This window comes from Arthrobacter sp. Y3224198, assembly GCF_059090025.1.
Genome location: NZ_JBNHFG010000033.1, coordinates 1 through 19,279, shown reverse-complemented (window position 1 = coordinate 19,279; position 19,279 = coordinate 1). Strand labels below are relative to the sequence as shown.

The following is a 19,279-nucleotide window of genomic DNA, read 5'->3' as shown; positions in this document are numbered from 1 at the left end:
CTCCTGCTTTCAGGAGGATTTTCATGAACAGGTTCGATTCCGCTGCGGCGCCGTCCGCAGCACGTCCGGCAGCCCCCGTGCGTACGTGGCGGGTGGTGGACATAGTTGTCGCTTCCGTTGTGGCGGTGGCCGTCGGCATCATTTTCTGGGCCTGGTCCCTGGGGTATGCCGGGATCAGCGCGCTGACCGCGGCGTTTCCGCCGCTGGCCGGCCTGTACACCGGCGGCTGGCTGATTGCCGGCGTGCTGGGCGGGTTGATCATCCGCAAGCCCGGCGCTGCGATTTACTGCGAAATGCTGGCCGCGGCGGTTTCCGGCGTGCTGGGAACCCAGTTCGGACTTTCCGTGCTGCTCTCCGGTTTCCTGCAGGGCCTGGGCGCCGAACTGGTGTTCCTGGTATTCCTGTACCGCCGTTTCACGCTCCCGGTGGCTCTGCTGGCCGGACTCGGGTCCGGCCTGTTCCTGGGGCTGAGCGAAAACATTCTCTACAACGTGGAGTGGGCGGGGCAGTGGAAGCTCCTTTATGTTCTGCTCACCGCCGTCTCGGGCGCGCTGCTGGCCGGCGGACTGTCCTGGCTGGCAGTGCGCGCACTGGCCCGGACCGGCGCCCTGGCACCGTTCGCGGCGGGGCGGACCGGGAAGGCGTAGCCATGCTTTTCCGCAAAAAGGGCGTCAGGAACCAGGCGCCTGGTGCCGGCGCGGCCCCGCCGGTCCTGCCCGACAGCCACTCCCGCCCCGCATCTGTAACAGCGCAGGGCTGGGGGTGGCAGCACGGCGGCAGGTCCGGCCCGGCAGTGTCCGGACTGGACCTGGCGGTGGCCCCCGGTGAACGCGTCCTGCTCCTCGGTGCGTCCGGAGCGGGAAAATCCACGTTCCTGCACGCCCTGGCCGGAGTGCTTGGCCCGGATACGGGCGGGGAAGAACACGGCACCCTCAGGGTGGACAACCTGCATCCGGCGGACCGCTCGGTGCGCGGGCGGACCGGACTGGTCCTGCAGGACCCCGACGCCCAGACCGTTCTCTCCCGGGTGGGCGACGAGGTGGCTTTCGGCGCGGAGAATCTCGCGGTCCCGGCCGGCGAGATCTGGCCACGGGTGCGCCGGGCGCTGGCCGACGTGGGCCTCAACCTGCCGCTGGACCGCTCAACGGCCGCGCTTTCGGGCGGTCAAAAGCAGCGCCTGGCCCTGGCATCGGTGATGGCCATGGAACCGGGACTCCTGCTGCTCGACGAGCCCACCGCCAACCTGGACCCGGAAGGCGTCACGGAGATCCGTGACGCGGTGAGCCGGGTCCTGGACCGGACCGGCGCCACCATGGTTGTGGTGGAACACCGGGTGGAGGTGTGGGCCGGAATAGTGGACCGGGTGGTGGTCCTCGCCGCCGGTGGCGGAGTCCTTGCCGACGGCACACCGGCGGAGGTGCTGGGAAATGCCGGGCGCCGCCGGGCACTGGCCGAAGCCGGTGTGTGGCTGCCGGGCACCCGCCCCGACATTCCGGGCGGTCCGTGGACCCCTGCCGCCGCCGGTCCGCGCCTGCTCCAGGCCCGCGGACTGGCTGCCGCCCGCACCGCCCGCGGTCCCGCCGTCGTTCACGGCGCGGACCTGGACCTGGACGCCGGGACCGCCGTCGGCATTACCGGTCCCAATGGTGCCGGCAAGTCCACGCTCGCCCTGACACTGGGCGGACTGCTCCGGCCCCGGGAAGGGACGGTTGCAGCGGAGCCGGCCTTGGCCGGCAAAGCCGCCGCGGACCCGTTCCGGTGGAGTTCGGCTCAGCTGGTGGACCGGATCGGCACCGTGTTCCAGGAACCCGAACACCAGTTCCTGACCAACACGGTGCTGGATGAACTGGCCTTCGGCCCCCGGCGTCTCGGCCGGGACACAGAAGACCAGGTGCGGGCCCGGGTGCAGGAACTGGCCGAAAGGCTGCGCCTGGACGCGCTGCTCGGGGTCAATCCGTTCACCCTGTCCGGCGGCGAGAAACGCCGCTTGTCCGTGGCGACCATGCTGGCCACAGCGCCCGCCATCCTGTTGCTGGATGAGCCCACGTTCGGACAGGATGCCCGGACGTGGGCGGAACTGGTGGCGCTGCTGCGCGGGCAGCTGGCCGAGGGACGCTGTGTGGTGTCCGTGACCCATGACGCGGACTTTGTCCGGGCATTGTCCTCCCGCACCCTGCGGGTGGCAGACGGGGCCGTCAGCGAGACGGTCGGGGCCGCGGAACCCGGCCCGCAGCCAGACGCGCAAGCCGGTGGGCAGACTGGCCCGCCGCCAGATCGGCAAGCCGGGCGTCCGGTTGCTGAGGTCCGCCCGTGAGCGCGGTCCTACCGGCGCAGGGGGCCGGCGCTCCGGACGCCGGCGCAAGCGGGGCCATCCCGCTGCGGACGACTTTCCTGGCCCGTGCCAATCCGCTGTCCAAGCTGGCATCTGCCGCCCTGCTGACGCTGGCAGTACTGGTGACCGTGGATTGGGTCAGTGCCGCCGTCGTGCTGTCCCTGGAAGTCCTCCTGCTGCCGCTGCTGCACATCCGGCCCGGCACCCTGCTGCGGCGGATCTGGCCGCTGCTGGTGGCAGCGCTGATTGGGGCGTGGGGTACCGCGCTGCTGGCGGAGAAAACCGGAACCGTGCTGCTGGAAGCGGGGCCGCTGGTGCTGACTTCCGGTTCGGTGGCAGCCGGCATCGCCATCGGGCTGCGCGGCCTGGCCATCGCACTGCCGGGGATCTATCTGCTGGCCAGCACCGATCCCACGGACCTGGCCGACGCGCTGGCGCAGAAGCTGCGGCTGCCGCATCGGTTTGTCCTGGGTGCCCTGGCGGCCATGCGCCTGGTCGGGCTGCTGGTCCAGGAGTGGCAGACCATCGGGTTGGCGCGGCACGCCCGCGGGGCCGGGCCCGACGCCGGGGGACTGGCACGGCTGAAGGGGTTCGCCGGGCAGTCCCTGGCGTTGCTGGTGCAGGCCATCCGGCGGGCCACCCGGCTGGCGGTGGCCATGGAAGCGCGCGGATTCGGTGCCGAGGAACGGACCTGGGCGCGGACCTCCGTGTTCAGCCGGACCGACGCCATGGTGCTGGCCGCAGGGGTTGCCGTGTCGGCTGCCGCCGTGGCCGCCGCGGTGGCGGCGGGAACGTTCAACTTCATCCTGACCTGACGGTCAGAGCGCTGCTTCGGCCAGCCGGGACAGCTCGGTGTTGAGGGTTTCCGAGAAGGGCAGTTCGCGTCCGTCGATGGAACGCACCGGCACCAGCAGCCGGATGCTGGAGGCCAGCCACACGCCGTCGGCCGCGAAGAGATCCTCCGGCACCAGCGGCCCGTAGCCCAGTTCCCAGCCGGCGGCTTCGGCGGCCTTGAAGAGGGCATCCTGGGTGGTCCCGGCCAGGATGCCGCTCTTCCGCTCCGGTGTGAGCAGGGTGCGGACACCGTTGTGTTCGCGGGCCAGCACCACAGTGGAGGTGGGACCTTCGAGCACCTTCCCGTCGGAGGAAGTGAAAATCGCATCGTCTGCACCGTGCTCACGGGCGTAGCGCAGGGCAGCCATGTTTACGGCGTAGGAAAGGGTCTTGGCTCCCAGCAGCAGCCAGGGGGCGCGGGAGGCGGCCAGGCTGTCGTAACCGCGGTCCAGCAGCAATACCTTGATGCCGTTGGTGCGCTGGGACGATGCATCAGGGGCGGCGGAGGCCTGCACCCAGGCGGTGGGGGAGCCGGACCCCTCGACGCCGCGGGTGGCCACCAGCTTGACGGCCGCGCGGCCGGCCCCGCCGTCGTCGCCCGCATGCAGGGCCAGGGCCGTGGAAATGGCGCGCTCCCACGCTTCCCGCGGCGGAATCCGCAAACCCATAAGCTCCGCCGAGGACGCCAGCCGGTCCAGATGGGCGTCCGGTTTCCGCGGGACGCCGTCCACGGCCAGCAGCGACTCGAAAATCCCGTCCCCGCGGGTCACGCCCAGGTCGGACACGAGCAGCTGCGGCAGGCCGGGGTCTGCGGGGCGGCCGTCGGGGTACTCGGCATCCAGGAAAACCAGAACAGTCATGGCACCAGCCTAGCCGCGCGGAACACCTCAGGTCCCGCATACAGATAGGCTGTTCGCAGGCGTGCTGCTGGGAGGAGCAATAGTTGTGTGGTGGTCTCTGACCGGTTTCGACCTGTCCGGCTGGGTGGCATCAGTGCTGGTGGCCGTGGACTATGCCATCCGGATCATTGCCCTGGGCGTTGTGCCGGGCAACCGCCGCCCCACCACCGCCATGGCCTGGCTGCTGGGCATCTTCTTCCTCCCGATCCCGGGCATCATCCTCTTCTCACTGTTCGGCAACCACCGGCTGTCCGACCGCCGGGTCCGGCGGCAGGCGGAAATCAACCAGGCGGTCCGGGAAAACACCAAGGAACTCGAGACCGAAGGCAGCAACTACGACGGTCCCGAATGGGTGCTCAATGCCGCGGAACTGAACCGCCGGCTGGGCTCCTTCCCCACCCTGGACGGCAACAAGGTGGAACTGCAGCGCGACTACCACGAGTCCATCGAGCAGATGACCCGGGCAGTGGAGAAAGCGGCCCGCTACGTCCACGTCGAGTTCTACATCATGGGGTACGACGCCGACACCCGCGAGTTCTTCAACGCGCTGAAGGAAGCCGCCGCCCGCGGTGTGACCGTCCGGCTGCTTTTCGACCACATCGGGACCCTGCGGATCAAGGGCTACCGGAAGCTGCTGCGCGAGCTGCGCGAAAGCGAGATCCAGTGGCGGCGGATGCTGCCCGTGGAGCCCTTCCGCGGCCGCTGGCGCCGCCCGGACCTGCGCAACCACCGCAAGCTGCTGGTGGTGGACGGCGCGGTGGCCTTCACCGGCTCGCAGAACCTGATCGAGCCTGCCTACCACAAGGGACGCAACCGCCGGTCGGGACGCAAATGGGTGGAGCTGATGGCCCGGGTGGAGGGCCCGGTGGTGGATGAACTGAACGTAGTGTTCGCCACCGACTGGAACGCGGAGACGGACGAGAACCTCGAACGCGAACTGAGCCTGTACGAGTGGACGTTCGATCCGGGCGATGTGACCTGCCAGGTGGTGCCCAGCGGCCCCGGTTTCAGTACGGAAAACAACCTGCGCCTGTTCGCGTCCCTGATCTACTCCGCCAGTGACCGGATCTCCATCACGAGCCCGTACTTTGTCCCCGATGACACCCTGCTTTATGCGGTGACGACGGCGGCCCAGCGCGGCGTGGAAGTGGAGCTGTTTGTCTCGGAGCAGGGCGACCAGTTCCTGGTGGACCACGCCCAGCGTTCCTACTATGAGGCGCTGCTGCGGGCCGGCATCCGGATCTACCAGTACCCCAAGCCGCTGGTCCTGCATGCCAAGCACTTCACCATTGACAATGAAGTGGCCGTGCTGGGGTCCTCCAACATGGACATGCGTTCCTTCTCACTGAACCTCGAGGTCTCCGTGATGATGTTCGACGGCACCATCGTGGAACAGATGCGCCGCGTGGAAGACACCTACCGTGCCCTGTCCAAGGAGCTGCTGCTGGAGAACTGGGTGGGCCGGCCGGTCTGGCAACGCTACATCGACAACGTGGCCCGGCTGACCGCCACCCTGCAGTAACGGTACGGTTCAGCGCGGCAGCCGGTCGAGGACCGCGGCCAGCGCGGCTGCGGCGTTTCCCCCGGGGCCAACGAGCCGGACAGTGACATCCGCGGCGGACGCGGCGTCGTCGTCGGCCGCCCACCGCCGCTCCTGGGCCGCCCAGCGCTCCCAGTGCGGGGCGTAGGTGCTCCCGTCGCGTTCCAGGGCGTACCGGCGGCGGACACTTTCTTCGCCCTCCGCCCACACTGTGGCAGCCAGCAGCGCCCGGGCTTCGCGGTGTGCCGCGCCTACCCCCTCAAACACGACGACGTCGGCCGGCTCGGTTCTCTGCCACGGTCCGGGCCGCCCGGCTTCCCAGTCCCACGGCTGCCAACGGGCCGCCCTGCCCTCGGCCAGCGGGCGGAGGACCTGCTCCCGGTAATAGGTCATGCCGGACTCCAGCCCGTCCCAGCCAGGGTAAATGTCCTCCAGATGGAACAGCCGCACGGAGCCCCGGCGGGTCAGGGTGGCAGCCACCTCGGTGGCCAGCGTGGTTTTCCCGGCACCGGAGAACCCGTCGACGGCGATGAGCAGGGGCCCGGGGCGGCCGTTCTCAGAGTTCATTGTTGCTTTCGGTGTTATTGCTTCCGCGCTCGCGGCATGCGGAGCGCTCCGCCAGCAGCCGGTCCACATACTGCACCACGCCCGGCACGGCCGCGGCGATGAGCCCGTACGCCGTTTCGAAGTCCCGGGCATCGCCGTACCAGGGGTCCTCGATGCCAAGTGCGGCCGACGGGGCGGGCCGGCCTTCGGGGGTCTGCAGGGCCGGGTCGAAAGCCCGCAGCATCATCACCTTGGCCCGGTCCGCCGCCGAGGGGGCCTGCCGGGCCAGTTCAAGGTAATGCCCGTAGTCCATGGCCAAAACCAGGTCACGACCGGCAAACCATTCCGGCTGGAACTCCCGGGCGCGGAAGGCGCCAATGGCGCCCGCGGCGTAACCGTGGCGCTTCAGCTCCGCGGCGGCGCGCTGATCCATCGGCTTGCCCGCTTCCCAGCCGGTCAGCCCGGCGCTGTCCACCGCCACGTCAGCTGTGCCGCGGTGTTCCCGGAAAGCGCGGTCCAGGGCGAACTGGGCCATGGGGGACCGGCAGATGTTTCCCGTGCATACGGTCTGGATGTGGAACATGCCTTAACCCTACGCAAACCGTGCCGGGCCTCTGCCATCATGATCCCGGCTGACCCCTTTCCTGGCACCCGGACGGGCGCGACCGGACGGTGCAGGTCCGGCGCGTCAGGCGCGGGCGAGCAGTTCGCCGCAGGGCATCAGGAACCAGCCGTCCGGAGCGGCACCCCATTCCTGCCAGCCGGCGGCCATCCGCTCCAGCCCGGCCCGGTCCGCCAGACCGCGCTCCAGCGCCTGCCCGGCAAAGGCGGAGTGGAGCACCCGCTCGGCCCAGACCCCGGCATACCAGGAGCGCTGGTCCGGGGTGGCGTAAAGCCAGTTGGAGGACGAGGGGGTGATCTCGGTGAAGCCGGCCTCAAGGGCCCAGGCGAGCAGGTGCCGCCCGGCGTCAGGCTCGGCCTGGTTCCCGCGGGCTATTTGCTGGTAGAGGTCCATCCATTCCGTCAGTTCGGGGACGGCCGGATACCAGCTCATGCCGTGGAAGTCGGCGTCGCGCACGGCCACCAGGCCGCCCGGCTTGGCGACGCGGCGCATTTCCCGCAGTGCCGCCACCGGATCGGCCAGATGCTGGAGCACCTGATGGGCGTGGACCACGTCGAAGGTTTCGTCCGGAAAATCCAGGTCATAGACGTTCCCAGCGGCAAAATCGGTGTTCGCCAGTCCGCGGTCGGCGGCCAGCTGCCGTGCCTGCACCAGGACGTCCTCCGAGGAATCCAAGCCGGTCACCGGGCCAGGTGCCGTGATCCCCGCGAAGTCGGCGGTGATGCTGCCGGGACCGCAGCCGACGTCGAGCAGGCTCGTTCCCGGCTTCAGTTCGGGCAGCAGGTAGGCGGCGCAGTCCTGGGCGGTGCGGACCGCGTGGGCCCGGACCACGCTGCGGTGGTGGCCGTGGGTGTACGTTTCGGGACGCATAGCAGGACCCTACCGCCCGCCCCTACCGGCCTGCCGCTAGAACGTTCCAGCGTGTTGTGCAACCCGCCGGCGCAAAGTTGAGCCAGCAAGGCTCAAGTTTATTGACAAAGCAGGAGCGCTGAGTAGAGTTGAGTGCAGAACGCTCAATCACGCAACGCTGGTTCGCCTCGGCATTCCGTCCTCCGGGCGGGAGACGGGGATATCGCGGAAGATGCGGGTTTTCCAAGGAAAGAGGAAGCAAATATGTCACGTGCAGTAGGTATTGACCTCGGAACCACCAACTCGGTTGTCTCGGTCCTCGAAGGCGGCGAGCCCACCGTTATCGCCAACGCCGAAGGCGGCCGCACCACCCCGTCGGTTGTTGCCTTCGCCAAGTCCGGCGAAGTCCTGGTCGGCGAGATCGCCAAGCGCCAGGCCGTCAATAACATTGACCGCACCATTTCCTCCGTCAAGCGCCACATGGGCACTGACTGGAGCGTGGACATCGACGGCAAGAAGTACACCGCCCAGGAAATCTCCGCCCGCATCCTGATGAAGCTGAAGAACGACGCCGAGGCCTACCTCGGTGAGAAGGTCACGGACGCCGTGGTCACCGTTCCTGCCTACTTCAATGATGCCGAGCGCCAGGCCACGAAGGAAGCCGGCGAGATTGCCGGCCTGAACGTGCTGCGCATTGTCAACGAGCCCACCGCGGCCGCCCTGGCCTACGGCCTGGACAAGGGCAAGGAAGACGAACTGATTCTCGTCTTCGACCTCGGCGGCGGCACGTTCGACGTTTCCCTGCTGGAAGTCGGCAAGGACGAGGACGAATTCTCCACCATCCAGGTCCGCGCCACCGCCGGTGACAACCGCCTCGGCGGCGATGACTGGGACCAGCGCATTGTGGATTACCTGCTGGGCCAGGCCAAGGCCAAGGGTGCGGACCTGTCCAAGGACAAGATCGCCCTGCAGCGCCTGAAGGAAGCCGCCGAGCAGGCCAAGAAGGAACTCTCTTCGGCCACCTCCACCAACATCTCCCTGCAGTACCTCTCGGTCACGCCCGAAGGCCCCGTCCACCTGGATGAGCACCTTTCCCGTGCCAAGTTCCAGGACCTGACCAAGGACCTGCTGGACCGCACCAAGAAGCCGTTCAATGACGTCATCAGCGAAGCCGGCATCAAGGTTTCCGACATCGACCACATCATCCTCGTGGGCGGCTCCACCCGTATGCCGGCCGTCTCCGAGCTGGTCAAGCAGCTGGCAGGCGGCAAGGAGCCGAACAAGGGCGTCAACCCGGACGAGGTTGTGGCTGTCGGTGCCGCACTGCAGGCCGGTGTGCTGAAGGGCGAGCGCAAGGACGTCCTGCTGATCGACGTCACCCCGCTGTCCCTGGGCATCGAGACCAAGGGTGGAGTGATGACCAAGCTGATCGAGCGCAACACGGCCATCCCGACCAAGCGCAGCGAAACCTTCACCACTGCGGATGACAACCAGCCGTCCGTGGCCATCCAGGTCTTCCAGGGCGAGCGTGAGTTCACCCGCGACAACAAGCCGCTGGGCACCTTCGAGCTGACCGGCATCGCTCCGGCTCCGCGCGGCGTCCCGCAGATCGAGGTCACCTTCGACATCGACGCCAACGGCATTGTGCACGTGTCCGCCAAGGACAAGGGCACCGGCGCCGAGCAGTCCATGACCATCACGGGCGGCTCCTCGCTCTCCAAGGACGACATTGACCGCATGGTCCGTGAAGCCGAAGAGCACGCAGCCGAGGACAAGAAGCGCCGCGAGGCCGCCGATGTCCGCAACTCGGCCGAGCAGCTGGCCTACTCGGTGGACAAGCTCCTCACCGACAACGACGACAAGCTGCCCGAAGACGTCAAGACCGAGGTCAAGGGCGATGTCGACGCACTGAAGAAGGCCCTCGAAGGCACGGATAACGACGACGAGGTCAAGAGCGCGTTTGAGAAGCTGCAGGCTTCCCAGACCAAGCTCGGCGAAGCCATCTACGCCTCGGCCTCCGCTGCCGGTGCCGACGGCGCCCCGGGTGACGGCTCCGCTGCCGGCGGTGCAGCCGGTGACGGCTCTGCTGCAGGTGCTGCCGGTGACGAAGACATCGTGGATGCCGAAGTTGTCGACGACGAAGAAAAGAAGTAATCATGCCGGCGGGAAACGAGCACGGGAACACTCCCGAAGGTGAAGAACCGGTAAGCGGCCAGGGCACGCCCGGCCAGGACGAGGCAAAGCCCAACGGCGCCGGGGGAGAAGCTTCGGCTTCCACCCCCGGGGCCGAGGGGGATGCCCTCTCCCAGGCGGAGCAGATCCTCAACAACGCCGACGTGCCGGCGCAGCCTGCTGCCGCCGGTTCGCCCGAAGCGGCGGAACTGCGTAATGACCTGCTGCGTCTGCAGGCCGAATACGTGAACTACCGCAAGCGGGTGGAACGTGACCGCGATGTGGCCCGGGAAATGGCGGTTATCGGTGTGCTGAACTCACTGATGCCGGTCCTGGACGACATCGATGCCGCGCGCCAGCACGGCGATCTGGCGGAGGGTCCCTTCGCCGCGATCGCCACCAAGCTGGAGAACTCGCTCAAGACGTACGGCCTGAGCCGTATCGATGAGACGGGTGTGGAGTTCGATCCGAACATCCACGAGGCGCTCATCCAGCAGCAGAGCGCGGACGTAACGTTCGATACGGTGACGCAGATCCTGAGGGCCGGCTACAAGTCCGGTGACCGGGTACTGCGTGCCGCGCAGGTGATTGTTTCGGTTCCGGAACAGTAGCAGTACCAGGTCCGGGGCCGCCGGGAGGCGGCCCCGGACATTTCCATAGGCAGGTCCCGCAGCAGGGGCAGCAGGTCCGGCGGCAGCGCCGCAGAAGCGGGATCGGCACATGAGAAAGGGGACGCCAATTGGCTAGTCAGGATTGGGTCGATAAGGACTTTTACAAGATTCTGGGTGTTCCCAAGGATGCGTCGGAAGCCGACATCAAGAAGGCATACCGGAAGCTGGCACGGAAATACCATCCGGACCAGAACCAGAATGACACCAATGCCGAGCGGATGTTCAAGGACCTCTCCGAGGCCTATTCGGTTCTGTCCGACCCCGAGGAACGCCAGCAGTACGACGCCATCCGCGCGATGGGCAGCGGCGCCAGGTTCTCCGCCGGCGGACCCGGCGGTGCGGGCGGCGGTCCCGGGGGCGGCGCAGGCTTCGAGGACATCTTCGGCGGACTGTTCGGCCAGACCGCCCGCGGCGGCAGCCGGCGCAGCACATTCAACGCCGGTGGCAGCAACATTCCGCCCGAATTCGCCGACCTCTTCGGCGGCGGCAGCGGCTTTGGCGGAGGCGGCTTCGGCGCCCCGCCGCCCACCAAGGGCGCGGACCGCACCGCCACCACCACCATTTCCTTTGCCGGGTCGATCAACGGCACCGTCATCGGACTGCGCGAGCCCAGCGGCGAGGTAGTGGAAGTCCGGGTGCCTGCCGGAGTCAAGGACGGACAGAAAATCCGCGTCCGCGGCAAGGGCCAGCCCGGCGCAGCCGGCGCCGGGGACCTGATGGTCACCGTGCACGTCACGCCGCACGACTTCTTCACGCGTGAAGGCAACAACATCCGGATCCACGTACCGGTGTCCTTCCCCGAAGCGGCGTTGGGCGCCACCATCGAGGTGCCGACGCTGACCTCTGACAAGGTCCGCCTTAAAGTCCCCGCCGGCACGCCGTCCGGCCGCACCCTGCGCGTCAAGGGACGCGGTGTCCACACGTCCAAGGGCGACGGCGACCTGCTTGTGACCATCGACGTCGCCGTGCCTTCGCATCTGAACAAGGAGGCCCAGGCGGCCGTGGAGGCGTTCGCCGAAGCAACCAAGGGCGAGGATCCCCGGGCATCGCTGGCACTCAAAGCACGACTCTGACGTGCCCGCCCGGGCCGCCGGAGGAACGATTTTCCGCGTTAGTATGTCAACAGCCGTAGAGGAGGAACCGTGGGCATAGATGTCAATGCGCCTATTTTCGTGATCTCCGTTGCTGCTGAGCTCGCGGAAATGCATCCGCAGACCCTCCGGCAATACGACCGGCTCGGAATCGTCCGTCCCAGCCGGGCTCCCGGCCGCTCGCGCCGCTATTCCCAGCGCGACATCGAACTGCTGCGCGAGGTCCAGAAGCTGTCCCAGGAGGGTGTTTCCCTCGAGGGCATCAAACGGATCATGGAACTCCAGAACCAGGTCACCGGCCTGCGGCAGCGCATTGTGGAGCTCTCCTCCGAACTGGACGAGGCGCAGCGGCGCTCCTCCGACCGCAGCCGCGTGTTTGCCGCCGGACTGGCCGGGGACGTAGTGACCCTCAACCGCGGGCAGCGCCCGCCCGCTGCCGCGAACTCGGTGCAGCAGCTGGGCCTGGTCTCGCTGATGCAGCGCCGCGGACGGCTGCGCGCCCTTCCGGCCGGCAAGTCCAGTGAACGGGACTACGCCCAGGACGGGTACATCCAGTCCCTGTAGCCCGGCCCGTTCCAGGGGCAGAGCCCGGCCGGCAGGAAGTGTTAACCCAGCCGCCGTGCCCGCAGCACCACGTCTTCGGTGTGGTGCGCGCCGGCACCGGCCGCGACGTGCCGGGGACGGGTCTCGTCCACCTCCACCACCCAGTTCCCGTCCAGGGAAGCGGCAATGTCGCCGGGAAGCACATACTCGCGCATATCGACGGCGGAAGCGTGTTCCTGGTCCGGAGCGGCACCGGGCATCGCATGATGCACCACCAAGAGGATGCCGCCGGGGGCCACCGCCCGCAGCAGGGCCTGCTCGGCGGCGTTGTCGCGGGTGCGTGGGAGTGCCGGATACTGGGCCGAGACCAAATCGAACATTCCGGCGGGAAGAGCCGCCTCCACCAGCCCGGCATGCAGCCAGTTGATCCGGAGTGAGCGTTGCGCAGCCTCCCCGGCGGCACGGGCGAGGGCCACTTTGGAGACATCCAGCGCAGTCACGTTCCATCCCCGTGCCGCGAGCCACAGCGCGTCTGCGCCTTCGCCGCAGCCGACGTCGAGGGCGCGCCCCGGTGTCAGCCCGCCGGCCTCCGCTACGAGCGTGCCATTGGGCTGTCCGCTCCAGAGGGTGTCGCGTTCGGAATAGCGCTGGTCCCAGTCCGCTTCGGTCATGGCCTTCTCCGGTGCGGGTGTGGGGGTCTCATGGTTCTGCTCCATATTTGAAGCATGGGGTGCCCGGCGACCGGCCGCAAACCCTGTTGCCGAACCGGCAAAAGTCCCGGCGGAGGCAGCGCACCCGGTGTGGCAGAATACCGGAATGGCGCACGCGGAGACACGGATCGGGGTAGTCCGGGCGCTGTACCGCTTTCCGGTCAAATCAACGGCGGGCGAAGCGCTTCGCACCGCCGTCGTCACGGACACCGGGCTGGAGCATGACCGCCGGTGGGCCGTTTACACCGAGGACGGCGGGATCGCCAGCGGCAAGCGCACCAGCCGCTTCCGTCCGCTGCCGGGCCTGATGCACTGGTCTTCGAAAGCGGGGAGCGCCGGAAGCCCGCCGTGGCTGATAAGCCCGGACGGCCGGCGCTACCGGGTGGATGACCCGGCTGCCTCCGGGGTACTCAGTGCAGCATTTGGGCAGGAACTGGACCTGCGGCCGGAAACGACCATCCTTCACCATGACGAGACGCCGATGCACTTGGTGACGACGTCCTCGCTGGCCGCCGTCGCGGAACTGTCCGGCGGTGTGGTGGACGAACGCCGCTTCCGGGCCAACCTCGTCATCGATACCTTCTCCGCCCGGCCCTTCAGCGAGGATGACTGGACCGGCGCCGAACTTGTCCTCGGCGCCGGCGTCGTCCTTGCCCTGGGCCCCGGAATGCCCCGCTGTGTCATGATCGACCAACCGCAGGCAGGCATCGAAGCGCACCCCCGGGCGCTGAAACTCCTCGGCACCCACCACCGCACGGAATTCGGGCTGCAGGCCGGGGTCATGCAGGCCGGGACGCTGCGGGTCGGGGACGTGGTTACCCTTCGGCGCAGCCGGTCCGGCTAGGCGCAGCGCCGCAGCGGAAGGGCTGCTGCCGCCGGCCGGTGCTCAGGCGCCGTCGGCAGCCCCGGCGTCGGCCTCCGGGCGCAGCCGGACCAGGCGCTGGGGGCCGTCGTCGTCCATCTCCACCAGGTCGCTGCGCGAGGACAGGAAATCGGTAAAGGACCGGAAACCGAGCGGCTTCTCGTTAAAGGACGGGTCCATCCGGCGCATCTGGTTCTTGACCGTACCGCTGTTGAGCCATTCGTCGGCCTCGCCCTTGGCATGGCCGATCTTCAGCGCCCGCACCAGCAGTTCGGTGGCGAGGGTCCGCGGATCAATGTCCTCGGCGATTTCCGGTTCCTCAAACAGGGCATCCTCGGTGTGCGAGAACATGGGCACCACCGTCAGGTTCCGTCCCCGTGCCGGAGCCTGGTCACGGCCTGACTTGTTGTTGCCCGTACCCGACGCCACAGCGGCTTCGGCCTTCACAATGCCCGGCAGGGAGTCGTAGTCCTCGAACTCGTCACACGCCGCGGCCAGGGAGGTGCTCGTGGAACCGGCCACGCCGATGCCCACTACAAACCGGCCCAGCCGCTTCGCCTTCTGGGCCAGCGCAATGTAGTCGGAATCCCCGGCCACAATGATGATGTGGGTGAGGTCCGGCAGCCGGAACAGGTCCTCCACCACGTCCACCGCGAGCCGGATGTCGGCGCCGTTCTTGGTGCCGCGCGTGGTGGTGGTGAACAGCTGCGTGAGGTCCACGGCCCGGGACATCAGCTGGCGCTGGTAGCTGGCGTTCACGGGCACCGACCAGTCCGCATAGGCCCGGTTCACCACCAGGGTGCCGAAGGAGGCCGCGAAATCGATGATGGCGTTGAAATCAACGGTGGCCGCGGTGAGCTTCGCGGCTACCTCGGGGTCGGCATCCCGGCTGGACTTGTCGAAATTCCGGATCCCGTCCCGTTGGAAGGCGTTGCGGCCGTGCAGTTGCTGGTAGCGGGAAATAACAATGTTGTCGAAGTCGATGTACAGGCCGACACGCGGATCGCTCGGTTCATGCATGGTGGGGAAAATTCCTTCGGGGCAGCGGACGGCTTGCTGCCGTCCATATCCCCAGTTTCCAGCGGCCGGTGCGGGAAGGGCAAACCGGGGCCTGCCGCGGGCCGCTCCCGAACCTGCCGGAAACGTCCGGAACGCTGCCCGGCCGGCTATCCCGCGGACGCAAACCGCTGCTGGCCGATCACGGACAGCAGGCGCAGCTTCTCCGCTGCTTCCGTGCGCGGCGGGGCGGTCAGGACCAGGAGGGCCTGGCTGGCATCCTCGCTGTAGAGCGTCTGGCAGTCCAGCTCAATCTCGCCCAGTTCCGGATGCTGCAGCGTCTTGTGGTCCGCAAACCGGGTGGCCACGTCGTGGTCCTGCCAGATGTCATTGAACTCCGGGCTCAGCCGCTGCAGCCGCTTGACCAGGCCGCGTGCCTGGGCGGACTGGGACACCGCGACCCGCAGCCCGGCCACCTGGGCCCTGCCCTGCCGTGCCTGCTCGGCGGCCGGATAGACGGAGCGCTCGGCCGGGTCCGTGAACCACCGGTAGACACTGCTGCGGGCATCGCCGGTGAACCGCGAGTGATCTCCCAGCAGCGCCTTGGCCAGGCGGTTTTGCGCCAGGGTCTCGCCCAAGGCGGAAAGAATCAGCGCAGGAGTGTCCTCCAAGCGGTCCAGCACCCTCAGCAGCGGCGGGGCAATGTGGAGATCCATGGACGCACGCGGCGGAGGATTGCGGCCGGCCAGGCGGAAAAGGTAGTCGCGCTCGTCATGGCTGAGCCGCAGCGCCCGTGCCAGTGCTCCCAGCATCTGGTCCGAAGGCTGGGGCCCGCGGCCCTGCTCCAGCCGGGTGTAATAGTCAATGGACATTCCCGTCAGGGAAGCCACCTCATCCCGGCGCAGGCCGGGGACGCGGCGTCGTGCACCGGGGGACAGCCCGACGTCGGCCGGCTGCAGTGCGTCCCGGCGGGATTTCAGGAATTCAGCGAGCGTGAAGCGGTCCATGCCTCCATCATCGGGCACGGCCGCGATTCTATACAGGGACCGGCAATCCTACGACAAACGCTCCTCTCCCGCCCGGCGGCAGCCGGGCCAAGACTGGGTGCATGAATATTTCCGGAAACACCATTTTCATTCCCGGCGCCACCTCCGGTATCGGCCTGGCGCTCGCCCTCCGCTTCTCCGCCGCAGGCAATACGGTAATCATCGGCGGACGCCGCACCGATGTCCTGGACCGCCTCGGCGCCGAACACGGCTTCGACACGGTGGCCATCGACACTACCGATCCGGCCTCGGTCCTGGCGGCACGGGACGCCGTCACCGCCCGCCATCCCGGACTGAACGTGCTTATTGCCATGGCCGGGGTCATGGCCCCGGAAGACGTGCACACCGCCGGCTTCCTGCCGGAGGCCGAGCGCATCGTCGAAACCAACGTCCTCGGCCCGCTGCGCCTGATGGCGGCCTTCATCGAGCATTTGGAAACCCGGCCGCAGGCCGCCCTCATCACCGTTTCCTCCGGGCTGGCCCACACGCCGCTTGCGGCCACCCCCACGTACAACGGAACCAAGGCCTTTATCCACCGGTTCAGCGAGACCATCCGGCTCCAACTGGCCGGCACCCCGGTCCAGGTCATCGAGCTGGTTCCGCCGGCGGTGCAGACCGAGCTGATGCCCGGCGGGTCGGTGAATGAGCACTACCTGCCGCTGGATGATTTCGCGGACGAGGTCATGGAGCTGCTGGAAACCCGGCCCGATGCCACGGAAATCCTGGTCGAGGCCGTGAAGTTCCTGCGGTTCGCCGAGGTCCAGGGGCGTTACGACGCCGCCGTGGCTGCCGTGAATCCAAAGCTCACGGCGGGGGGGAGCCGGCGTAGCGTGCTCCCTCAGACCCGGCGGTAAGCCAGATCGAAGATCAGCCGCCCGGCCTGGTGGGCCTTGTTCTCGAAGCTGGTGAGCGTGCGCCCTTCGAAACGGGGGGCCCAGCCGCCGCGTTCGTCGACGTCGTCCTCCGGTGCCTTGTTTTCGAGGCCCTCCCGGTGCACCCGGGTGAGCGGGCCGGCCTCGCCGGCCTGCTCGCCGGCGTGCAGGTTCTCGAACCGGGCGGAGGCGTCCAGGACCTCGCGCATCTGCACGGCGTAGTCGGACCAGTCGGTGGCCAGGCGCCAGGTGCCGCCGGGCACCAGGACGCGGGCCACCAGTTCGGCGAAGGACTCCTTCACCAGCCGGCGCTTGTGGTGGCGGGTCTTGTGCCAGGGGTCGGGGAAGAACACCCAGACCTCCTCCACTGATCCGGCGGGCAGCATGGTGGTCAGCACCTCCGGTGCGTTGGCCTGCACCACGCGGACGTTGGTGAGACCTTTCTGGCCGATCCGCTGCAGGGTCTGCGCCAGCCCGGGCAGGTAGACCTCCACGGCGAGGAAGTCCTTGTCCGGATTCTGTTCGGCGGCGTGCGTGACGGCTTCGCCCAGTCCGGACCCGATTTCGACGACGAGGGGCGCCGTGCGCCCGAACTCCTCCGCGGCGTCGAACACGTAGTCCGGGTGCACCGACGTGTCTGCCTCGTCGCGCGGCACGTCCACTACAAAACGGTCCGAGAGTTCGTCCCAGGCCTGCTGGCGGCGGCCCTGCAGGCGGGAGCCACGGCGGACAAAGGAGACCGGGGAGCGGAAATGCTGCTCCGTGTCTGCACCGGGGGCAGGGGCATCTGCGGCCACGGTATCGGCGGCATCGGGCAGGGCTGGTTCAGTAGTCATCACCGTTAATGCTATCGGCTGGGGCCAGGGCCTTTTCCGGGCACGCCTTTCCCTGCCGCCGGTGCCCCGATTAGGAAAGTTTCCACCTTACGGTAAACTGAGGGGAGATGTTGGTCCTGCCACGGTGCTGCACCGTGTGTGTAAGCAGTCCAGCCTGCGTCGATGAACGCTTTCTTTTGTCCCGCCGATTTAGTGCGGTAGACACTGTCTGACTTTTCTTCGGCGAACCCCCGGCCCAAACGGCGTTGGGGGCCACTTACCGAAAGTTGCCTGTCTTTAATGACTACTTTTGCTGCCCTTGGCGTGCCCAAGGCGCTTGTTTCCTCCCTTGCCGCGGCCGGAATTGCCGAGCCGTTCCCCATCCAGGTGGAAACCCTTCCCGACACCCTCAAGGGCCGCGACGTGCTGGGCCGCGGCCGCACCGGCTCCGGCAAGACCCTTGCCTTCTCCCTGCCGCTGGTTACCCGGCTGGCGGAGAACGAGGCCGCCTACCGGCGCCGGCCCAACCGCCCGCTGGGCCTGGTCCTGGCACCCACCCGCGAACTGGCCACGCAGATCAACAACGTCATTGAGCCGCTGGCCAAGGAACTGGGCCTGAACACCACCGTGATTTACGGCGGCGTATCCCAGCAGCGCCAGGAAAAGGCGCTGAAGGCCGGCGTCGACATTGTCATTGCCTGCCCCGGCCGCCTCGAGGACCTGATGAAGCAGAAGGTCATCAGCCTCGAAGCCGTGGAAATCACCGTGCTGGACGAGGCCGACCACATGGCCGACCTCGGCTTCCTGCCCGTGGTGCAGCGCCTGCTGGACCGCACCCCGGAACAGGGACAGCGCATGCTGTTCTCCGCCACCCTGGACAACGGCGTGGACAAGCTGGTCCGCCGCTACCTGTCCAACCCGCTGACGCACTCGGTGGATGATCCGCAGGCAGCGGTCACCACCATGGAGCACCACGTGCTGCTGGTCCAGGACCAGACCGCCAAGAAGCTGCTGGTCAAGGAGCTTGCCTCCGGCCAGGGCCGCCGCATCATGTTCATGCGCACCAAGCACCATGCCCGCAAGATGGCCAAGTTCCTCACGGACAGCGGCATCCCCACGGTGGACCTGCACGGCAACCTGTCGCAGAACGCACGCGACCGGAACCTGGCCGAGTTCGCCTCCGGCGATGTCCGCGTCCTGGTGGCCACCGACGTCGCCGCCCGCGGCGTGCATGTCGATGATGTTGAACTCGTGGTCCACATTGATCCGCCCACGGAACACAAGGCCTACCTGCACCGCTCCGGCCGTACGGCCCGCGCCGGGTCCGACGGCACCGTGGTCACCCTGACCCTTCCGGAGCAGAAGGGCGAGGTGGCCAAACTGATGAAGGCCGCCGGCGTCGACGTCTCCATCGAGAAGGTCAGCCACAACTCCCCGTCCATCGCCAAGCTGGTTGGCGAGCGGGCTGCCATTGTTGAACCGCACGTCCGTGCCGCGCAGCTGGCCGCCAAGTCCCCGCAGCAGGGTGGCGGACGCTCCACCGGCGCCAACGCCCAGCGCAAGCGTGCTGCCCGTTCCAACGGTGCCCCCCGCGCCGGCGGCCGGGGCGGCAACGGCGGCCGCGGCCGCGTCTCCGCCGAGCGGCCCGAGCGGATGGACCGCAGCGAACGCAACGACCGCGCAGCCGCCGGCGACGGCGCCCGCACCCAGCGTCCGGCCCGCGCGGCCGAGGGGCGCCGCGGCAGCGCCGGAGCTGCAACCGCGGCCGGCCGCAACCGCCGTCCGGCCACCGGCCAGCGCGCCGAGGGTGCCGGCAGCGGCCAGCGTTCCGGCGGAGCCTCCCGGGGACAGGGCGGCGCAGCCTCGGGCCGCCCGGCCC

19 protein-coding genes are annotated in these 19,279 nt (G+C 68.2%); 11 read left to right on the top strand and 8 right to left on the bottom strand.

Going from position 1 to position 19,279, the window contains the following annotated elements; genetic code table 11:
- The first annotated feature begins 23 nt into the window (after positions 1–23).
- From AC5RUF_RS13985 to AC5RUF_RS13975, 3 genes are read left to right on the top strand one after another with little or no spacing between them, the layout of a single operon-like run.
- Complete coding sequence (locus AC5RUF_RS13985; RefSeq protein WP_494130981.1) at positions 24–647, top strand: ECF transporter S component; 624 nt, start codon at positions 24–26, stop codon at positions 645–647.
- A 2-nt stretch (positions 648–649) separates the two neighbouring features.
- Entirely contained in the window at positions 650–2,314 is a 1,665-nt protein-coding gene (locus tag AC5RUF_RS13980; RefSeq protein WP_494130980.1) for an ABC transporter ATP-binding protein, read from the top strand.
- A 56-nt stretch (positions 2,315–2,370) separates the two neighbouring features.
- Complete coding sequence (locus tag AC5RUF_RS13975) at positions 2,371–3,147, top strand: energy-coupling factor transporter transmembrane component T family protein (RefSeq protein WP_494130986.1); 777 nt, start codon at positions 2,371–2,373, stop codon at positions 3,145–3,147.
- Between the two features lie 3 nt (positions 3,148–3,150).
- Here AC5RUF_RS13975 and AC5RUF_RS13970 read toward each other — a convergent pair whose 3' ends face one another.
- Entirely contained in the window at positions 3,151–4,026 is an 876-nt protein-coding gene (locus AC5RUF_RS13970) for an aminodeoxychorismate lyase (protein WP_494130979.1), read from the bottom strand.
- 85 nt (positions 4,027–4,111) lie between these two features.
- On the opposite strand from AC5RUF_RS13970, the gene cls reads away from it, so the two are divergent.
- Positions 4,112–5,587 (top strand): cardiolipin synthase, encoded by a 1,476-nt coding sequence (cls, locus tag AC5RUF_RS13965; RefSeq protein WP_493998653.1) that lies wholly within the window; start codon positions 4,112–4,114, stop codon positions 5,585–5,587.
- Positions 5,588–5,596: 9 nt separating this feature from the next.
- Here cls and AC5RUF_RS13960 read toward each other — a convergent pair whose 3' ends face one another.
- The 3 genes from AC5RUF_RS13960 to AC5RUF_RS13950 all read right to left on the bottom strand — a co-directional run bounded on the left by AC5RUF_RS13960 (position 5,597) and on the right by AC5RUF_RS13950 (position 7,643).
- Positions 5,597–6,172 (bottom strand): nucleoside/nucleotide kinase family protein, encoded by a 576-nt coding sequence (locus AC5RUF_RS13960; protein WP_494130978.1) that lies wholly within the window; start codon positions 6,170–6,172, stop codon positions 5,597–5,599.
- Positions 6,162–6,734: a low molecular weight protein-tyrosine-phosphatase gene (locus tag AC5RUF_RS13955; RefSeq protein ID WP_494130977.1), complete on the bottom strand. Its 573-nt coding sequence runs from the start codon at positions 6,732–6,734 to the stop codon at positions 6,162–6,164. Before AC5RUF_RS13955 ends, AC5RUF_RS13960 begins: the two co-directional genes overlap by 11 nt.
- A 105-nt stretch (positions 6,735–6,839) precedes the next feature.
- Entirely contained in the window at positions 6,840–7,643 is an 804-nt protein-coding gene (locus tag AC5RUF_RS13950) for a class I SAM-dependent methyltransferase (protein WP_494130976.1), read from the bottom strand.
- 243 nt (positions 7,644–7,886) lie between these two features.
- On the opposite strand from AC5RUF_RS13950, the gene dnaK reads away from it, so the two are divergent.
- The 4 genes from dnaK to AC5RUF_RS13930 all read left to right on the top strand — a co-directional run bounded on the left by dnaK (position 7,887) and on the right by AC5RUF_RS13930 (position 12,120).
- Positions 7,887–9,776, top strand: coding sequence for a molecular chaperone DnaK (gene dnaK, locus AC5RUF_RS13945; protein WP_493997898.1), 1,890 nt, complete (start codon positions 7,887–7,889; stop codon positions 9,774–9,776).
- A 2-nt stretch (positions 9,777–9,778) separates the two neighbouring features.
- A complete protein-coding gene (locus AC5RUF_RS13940; RefSeq protein ID WP_494130975.1) occupies positions 9,779–10,405 on the top strand; it encodes a nucleotide exchange factor GrpE in 627 nt (208 codons plus the stop codon).
- A 128-nt stretch (positions 10,406–10,533) separates the two neighbouring features.
- Complete coding sequence (locus AC5RUF_RS13935; RefSeq protein WP_494130974.1) at positions 10,534–11,538, top strand: DnaJ C-terminal domain-containing protein; 1,005 nt, start codon at positions 10,534–10,536, stop codon at positions 11,536–11,538.
- A 69-nt stretch (positions 11,539–11,607) separates the two neighbouring features.
- On the top strand, positions 11,608–12,120 hold the full coding sequence (locus tag AC5RUF_RS13930) for a heat shock protein transcriptional repressor HspR (RefSeq protein ID WP_494130973.1): 513 nt from the start codon (positions 11,608–11,610) through the stop codon (positions 12,118–12,120).
- Between the two features lie 41 nt (positions 12,121–12,161).
- Here AC5RUF_RS13930 and AC5RUF_RS13925 read toward each other — a convergent pair whose 3' ends face one another.
- The gene (locus AC5RUF_RS13925) at positions 12,162–12,815 is read right to left on the bottom strand and encodes a class I SAM-dependent methyltransferase (RefSeq protein WP_494130972.1); all 654 of its coding nucleotides are present in this window, start codon (positions 12,813–12,815) and stop codon (positions 12,162–12,164) included.
- Positions 12,816–12,915: 100 nt separating this feature from the next.
- On the opposite strand from AC5RUF_RS13925, the gene AC5RUF_RS13920 reads away from it, so the two are divergent.
- On the top strand, positions 12,916–13,653 hold the full coding sequence (locus AC5RUF_RS13920; protein ID WP_493998759.1) for an MOSC domain-containing protein: 738 nt from the start codon (positions 12,916–12,918) through the stop codon (positions 13,651–13,653).
- A 42-nt stretch (positions 13,654–13,695) separates the two neighbouring features.
- Here AC5RUF_RS13920 and AC5RUF_RS13915 read toward each other — a convergent pair whose 3' ends face one another.
- Positions 13,696–14,691, bottom strand: coding sequence for an NYN domain-containing protein (locus AC5RUF_RS13915; RefSeq protein ID WP_494130971.1), 996 nt, complete (start codon positions 14,689–14,691; stop codon positions 13,696–13,698).
- Positions 14,692–14,837: 146 nt separating this feature from the next.
- The gene (locus AC5RUF_RS13910; protein ID WP_494130985.1) at positions 14,838–15,674 is read right to left on the bottom strand and encodes a helix-turn-helix transcriptional regulator; all 837 of its coding nucleotides are present in this window, start codon (positions 15,672–15,674) and stop codon (positions 14,838–14,840) included.
- 101 nt (positions 15,675–15,775) lie between these two features.
- On the opposite strand from AC5RUF_RS13910, the gene AC5RUF_RS13905 reads away from it, so the two are divergent.
- The gene (locus tag AC5RUF_RS13905) at positions 15,776–16,567 is read left to right on the top strand and encodes an SDR family oxidoreductase (RefSeq protein WP_494130970.1); all 792 of its coding nucleotides are present in this window, start codon (positions 15,776–15,778) and stop codon (positions 16,565–16,567) included.
- On the opposite strand, the gene trmB is transcribed toward AC5RUF_RS13905, so the two are convergent.
- Positions 16,552–17,421, bottom strand: a complete 870-nt coding sequence (trmB, locus tag AC5RUF_RS13900) for a tRNA (guanosine(46)-N7)-methyltransferase TrmB (protein WP_494130969.1) — start codon at positions 17,419–17,421, stop codon at positions 16,552–16,554. The genes AC5RUF_RS13905 and trmB overlap by 16 nt on opposite strands.
- Before the next feature lie 279 nt (positions 17,422–17,700).
- Here trmB and AC5RUF_RS13895 point away from each other — a divergent pair.
- Positions 17,701–19,279: DEAD/DEAH box helicase (locus AC5RUF_RS13895; protein WP_494130968.1), on the top strand; the 1,579-nt coding region annotated here is incomplete at its 3' end.

Coding starts and splice junctions, on each gene's coding strand:
- AC5RUF_RS13985 (WP_494130981.1), top strand. CDS start 24: ATGAACAGGTTCGATTCCGCTGCGGCGCCGTCCGCAGCACGTCCGGCA.
- AC5RUF_RS13980 (WP_494130980.1), top strand. CDS start 650: ATGCTTTTCCGCAAAAAGGGCGTCAGGAACCAGGCGCCTGGTGCCGGC.
- AC5RUF_RS13970 (WP_494130979.1), bottom strand. CDS start 4,026: ATGACTGTTCTGGTTTTCCTGGATGCCGAGTACCCCGACGGCCGCCCC.
- AC5RUF_RS13960 (WP_494130978.1), bottom strand. CDS start 6,172: ATGAACTCTGAGAACGGCCGCCCCGGGCCCCTGCTCATCGCCGTCGAC.
- AC5RUF_RS13955 (WP_494130977.1), bottom strand. CDS start 6,734: ATGTTCCACATCCAGACCGTATGCACGGGAAACATCTGCCGGTCCCCC.
- AC5RUF_RS13950 (WP_494130976.1), bottom strand. CDS start 7,643: ATGCGTCCCGAAACGTACACCCACGGCCACCACCGCAGCGTGGTCCGG.
- dnaK (WP_493997898.1), top strand. CDS start 7,887: ATGTCACGTGCAGTAGGTATTGACCTCGGAACCACCAACTCGGTTGTC.
- AC5RUF_RS13940 (WP_494130975.1), top strand. CDS start 9,779: ATGCCGGCGGGAAACGAGCACGGGAACACTCCCGAAGGTGAAGAACCG.
- AC5RUF_RS13925 (WP_494130972.1), bottom strand. CDS start 12,815: ATGGAGCAGAACCATGAGACCCCCACACCCGCACCGGAGAAGGCCATG.
- AC5RUF_RS13920 (WP_493998759.1), top strand. CDS start 12,916: ATGGCGCACGCGGAGACACGGATCGGGGTAGTCCGGGCGCTGTACCGC.
- AC5RUF_RS13915 (WP_494130971.1), bottom strand. CDS start 14,691: ATGCATGAACCGAGCGATCCGCGTGTCGGCCTGTACATCGACTTCGAC.
- AC5RUF_RS13910 (WP_494130985.1), bottom strand. CDS start 15,674: ATGGACCGCTTCACGCTCGCTGAATTCCTGAAATCCCGCCGGGACGCA.
- AC5RUF_RS13905 (WP_494130970.1), top strand. CDS start 15,776: ATGAATATTTCCGGAAACACCATTTTCATTCCCGGCGCCACCTCCGGT.
- trmB (WP_494130969.1), bottom strand. CDS start 17,421: ATGACTACTGAACCAGCCCTGCCCGATGCCGCCGATACCGTGGCCGCA.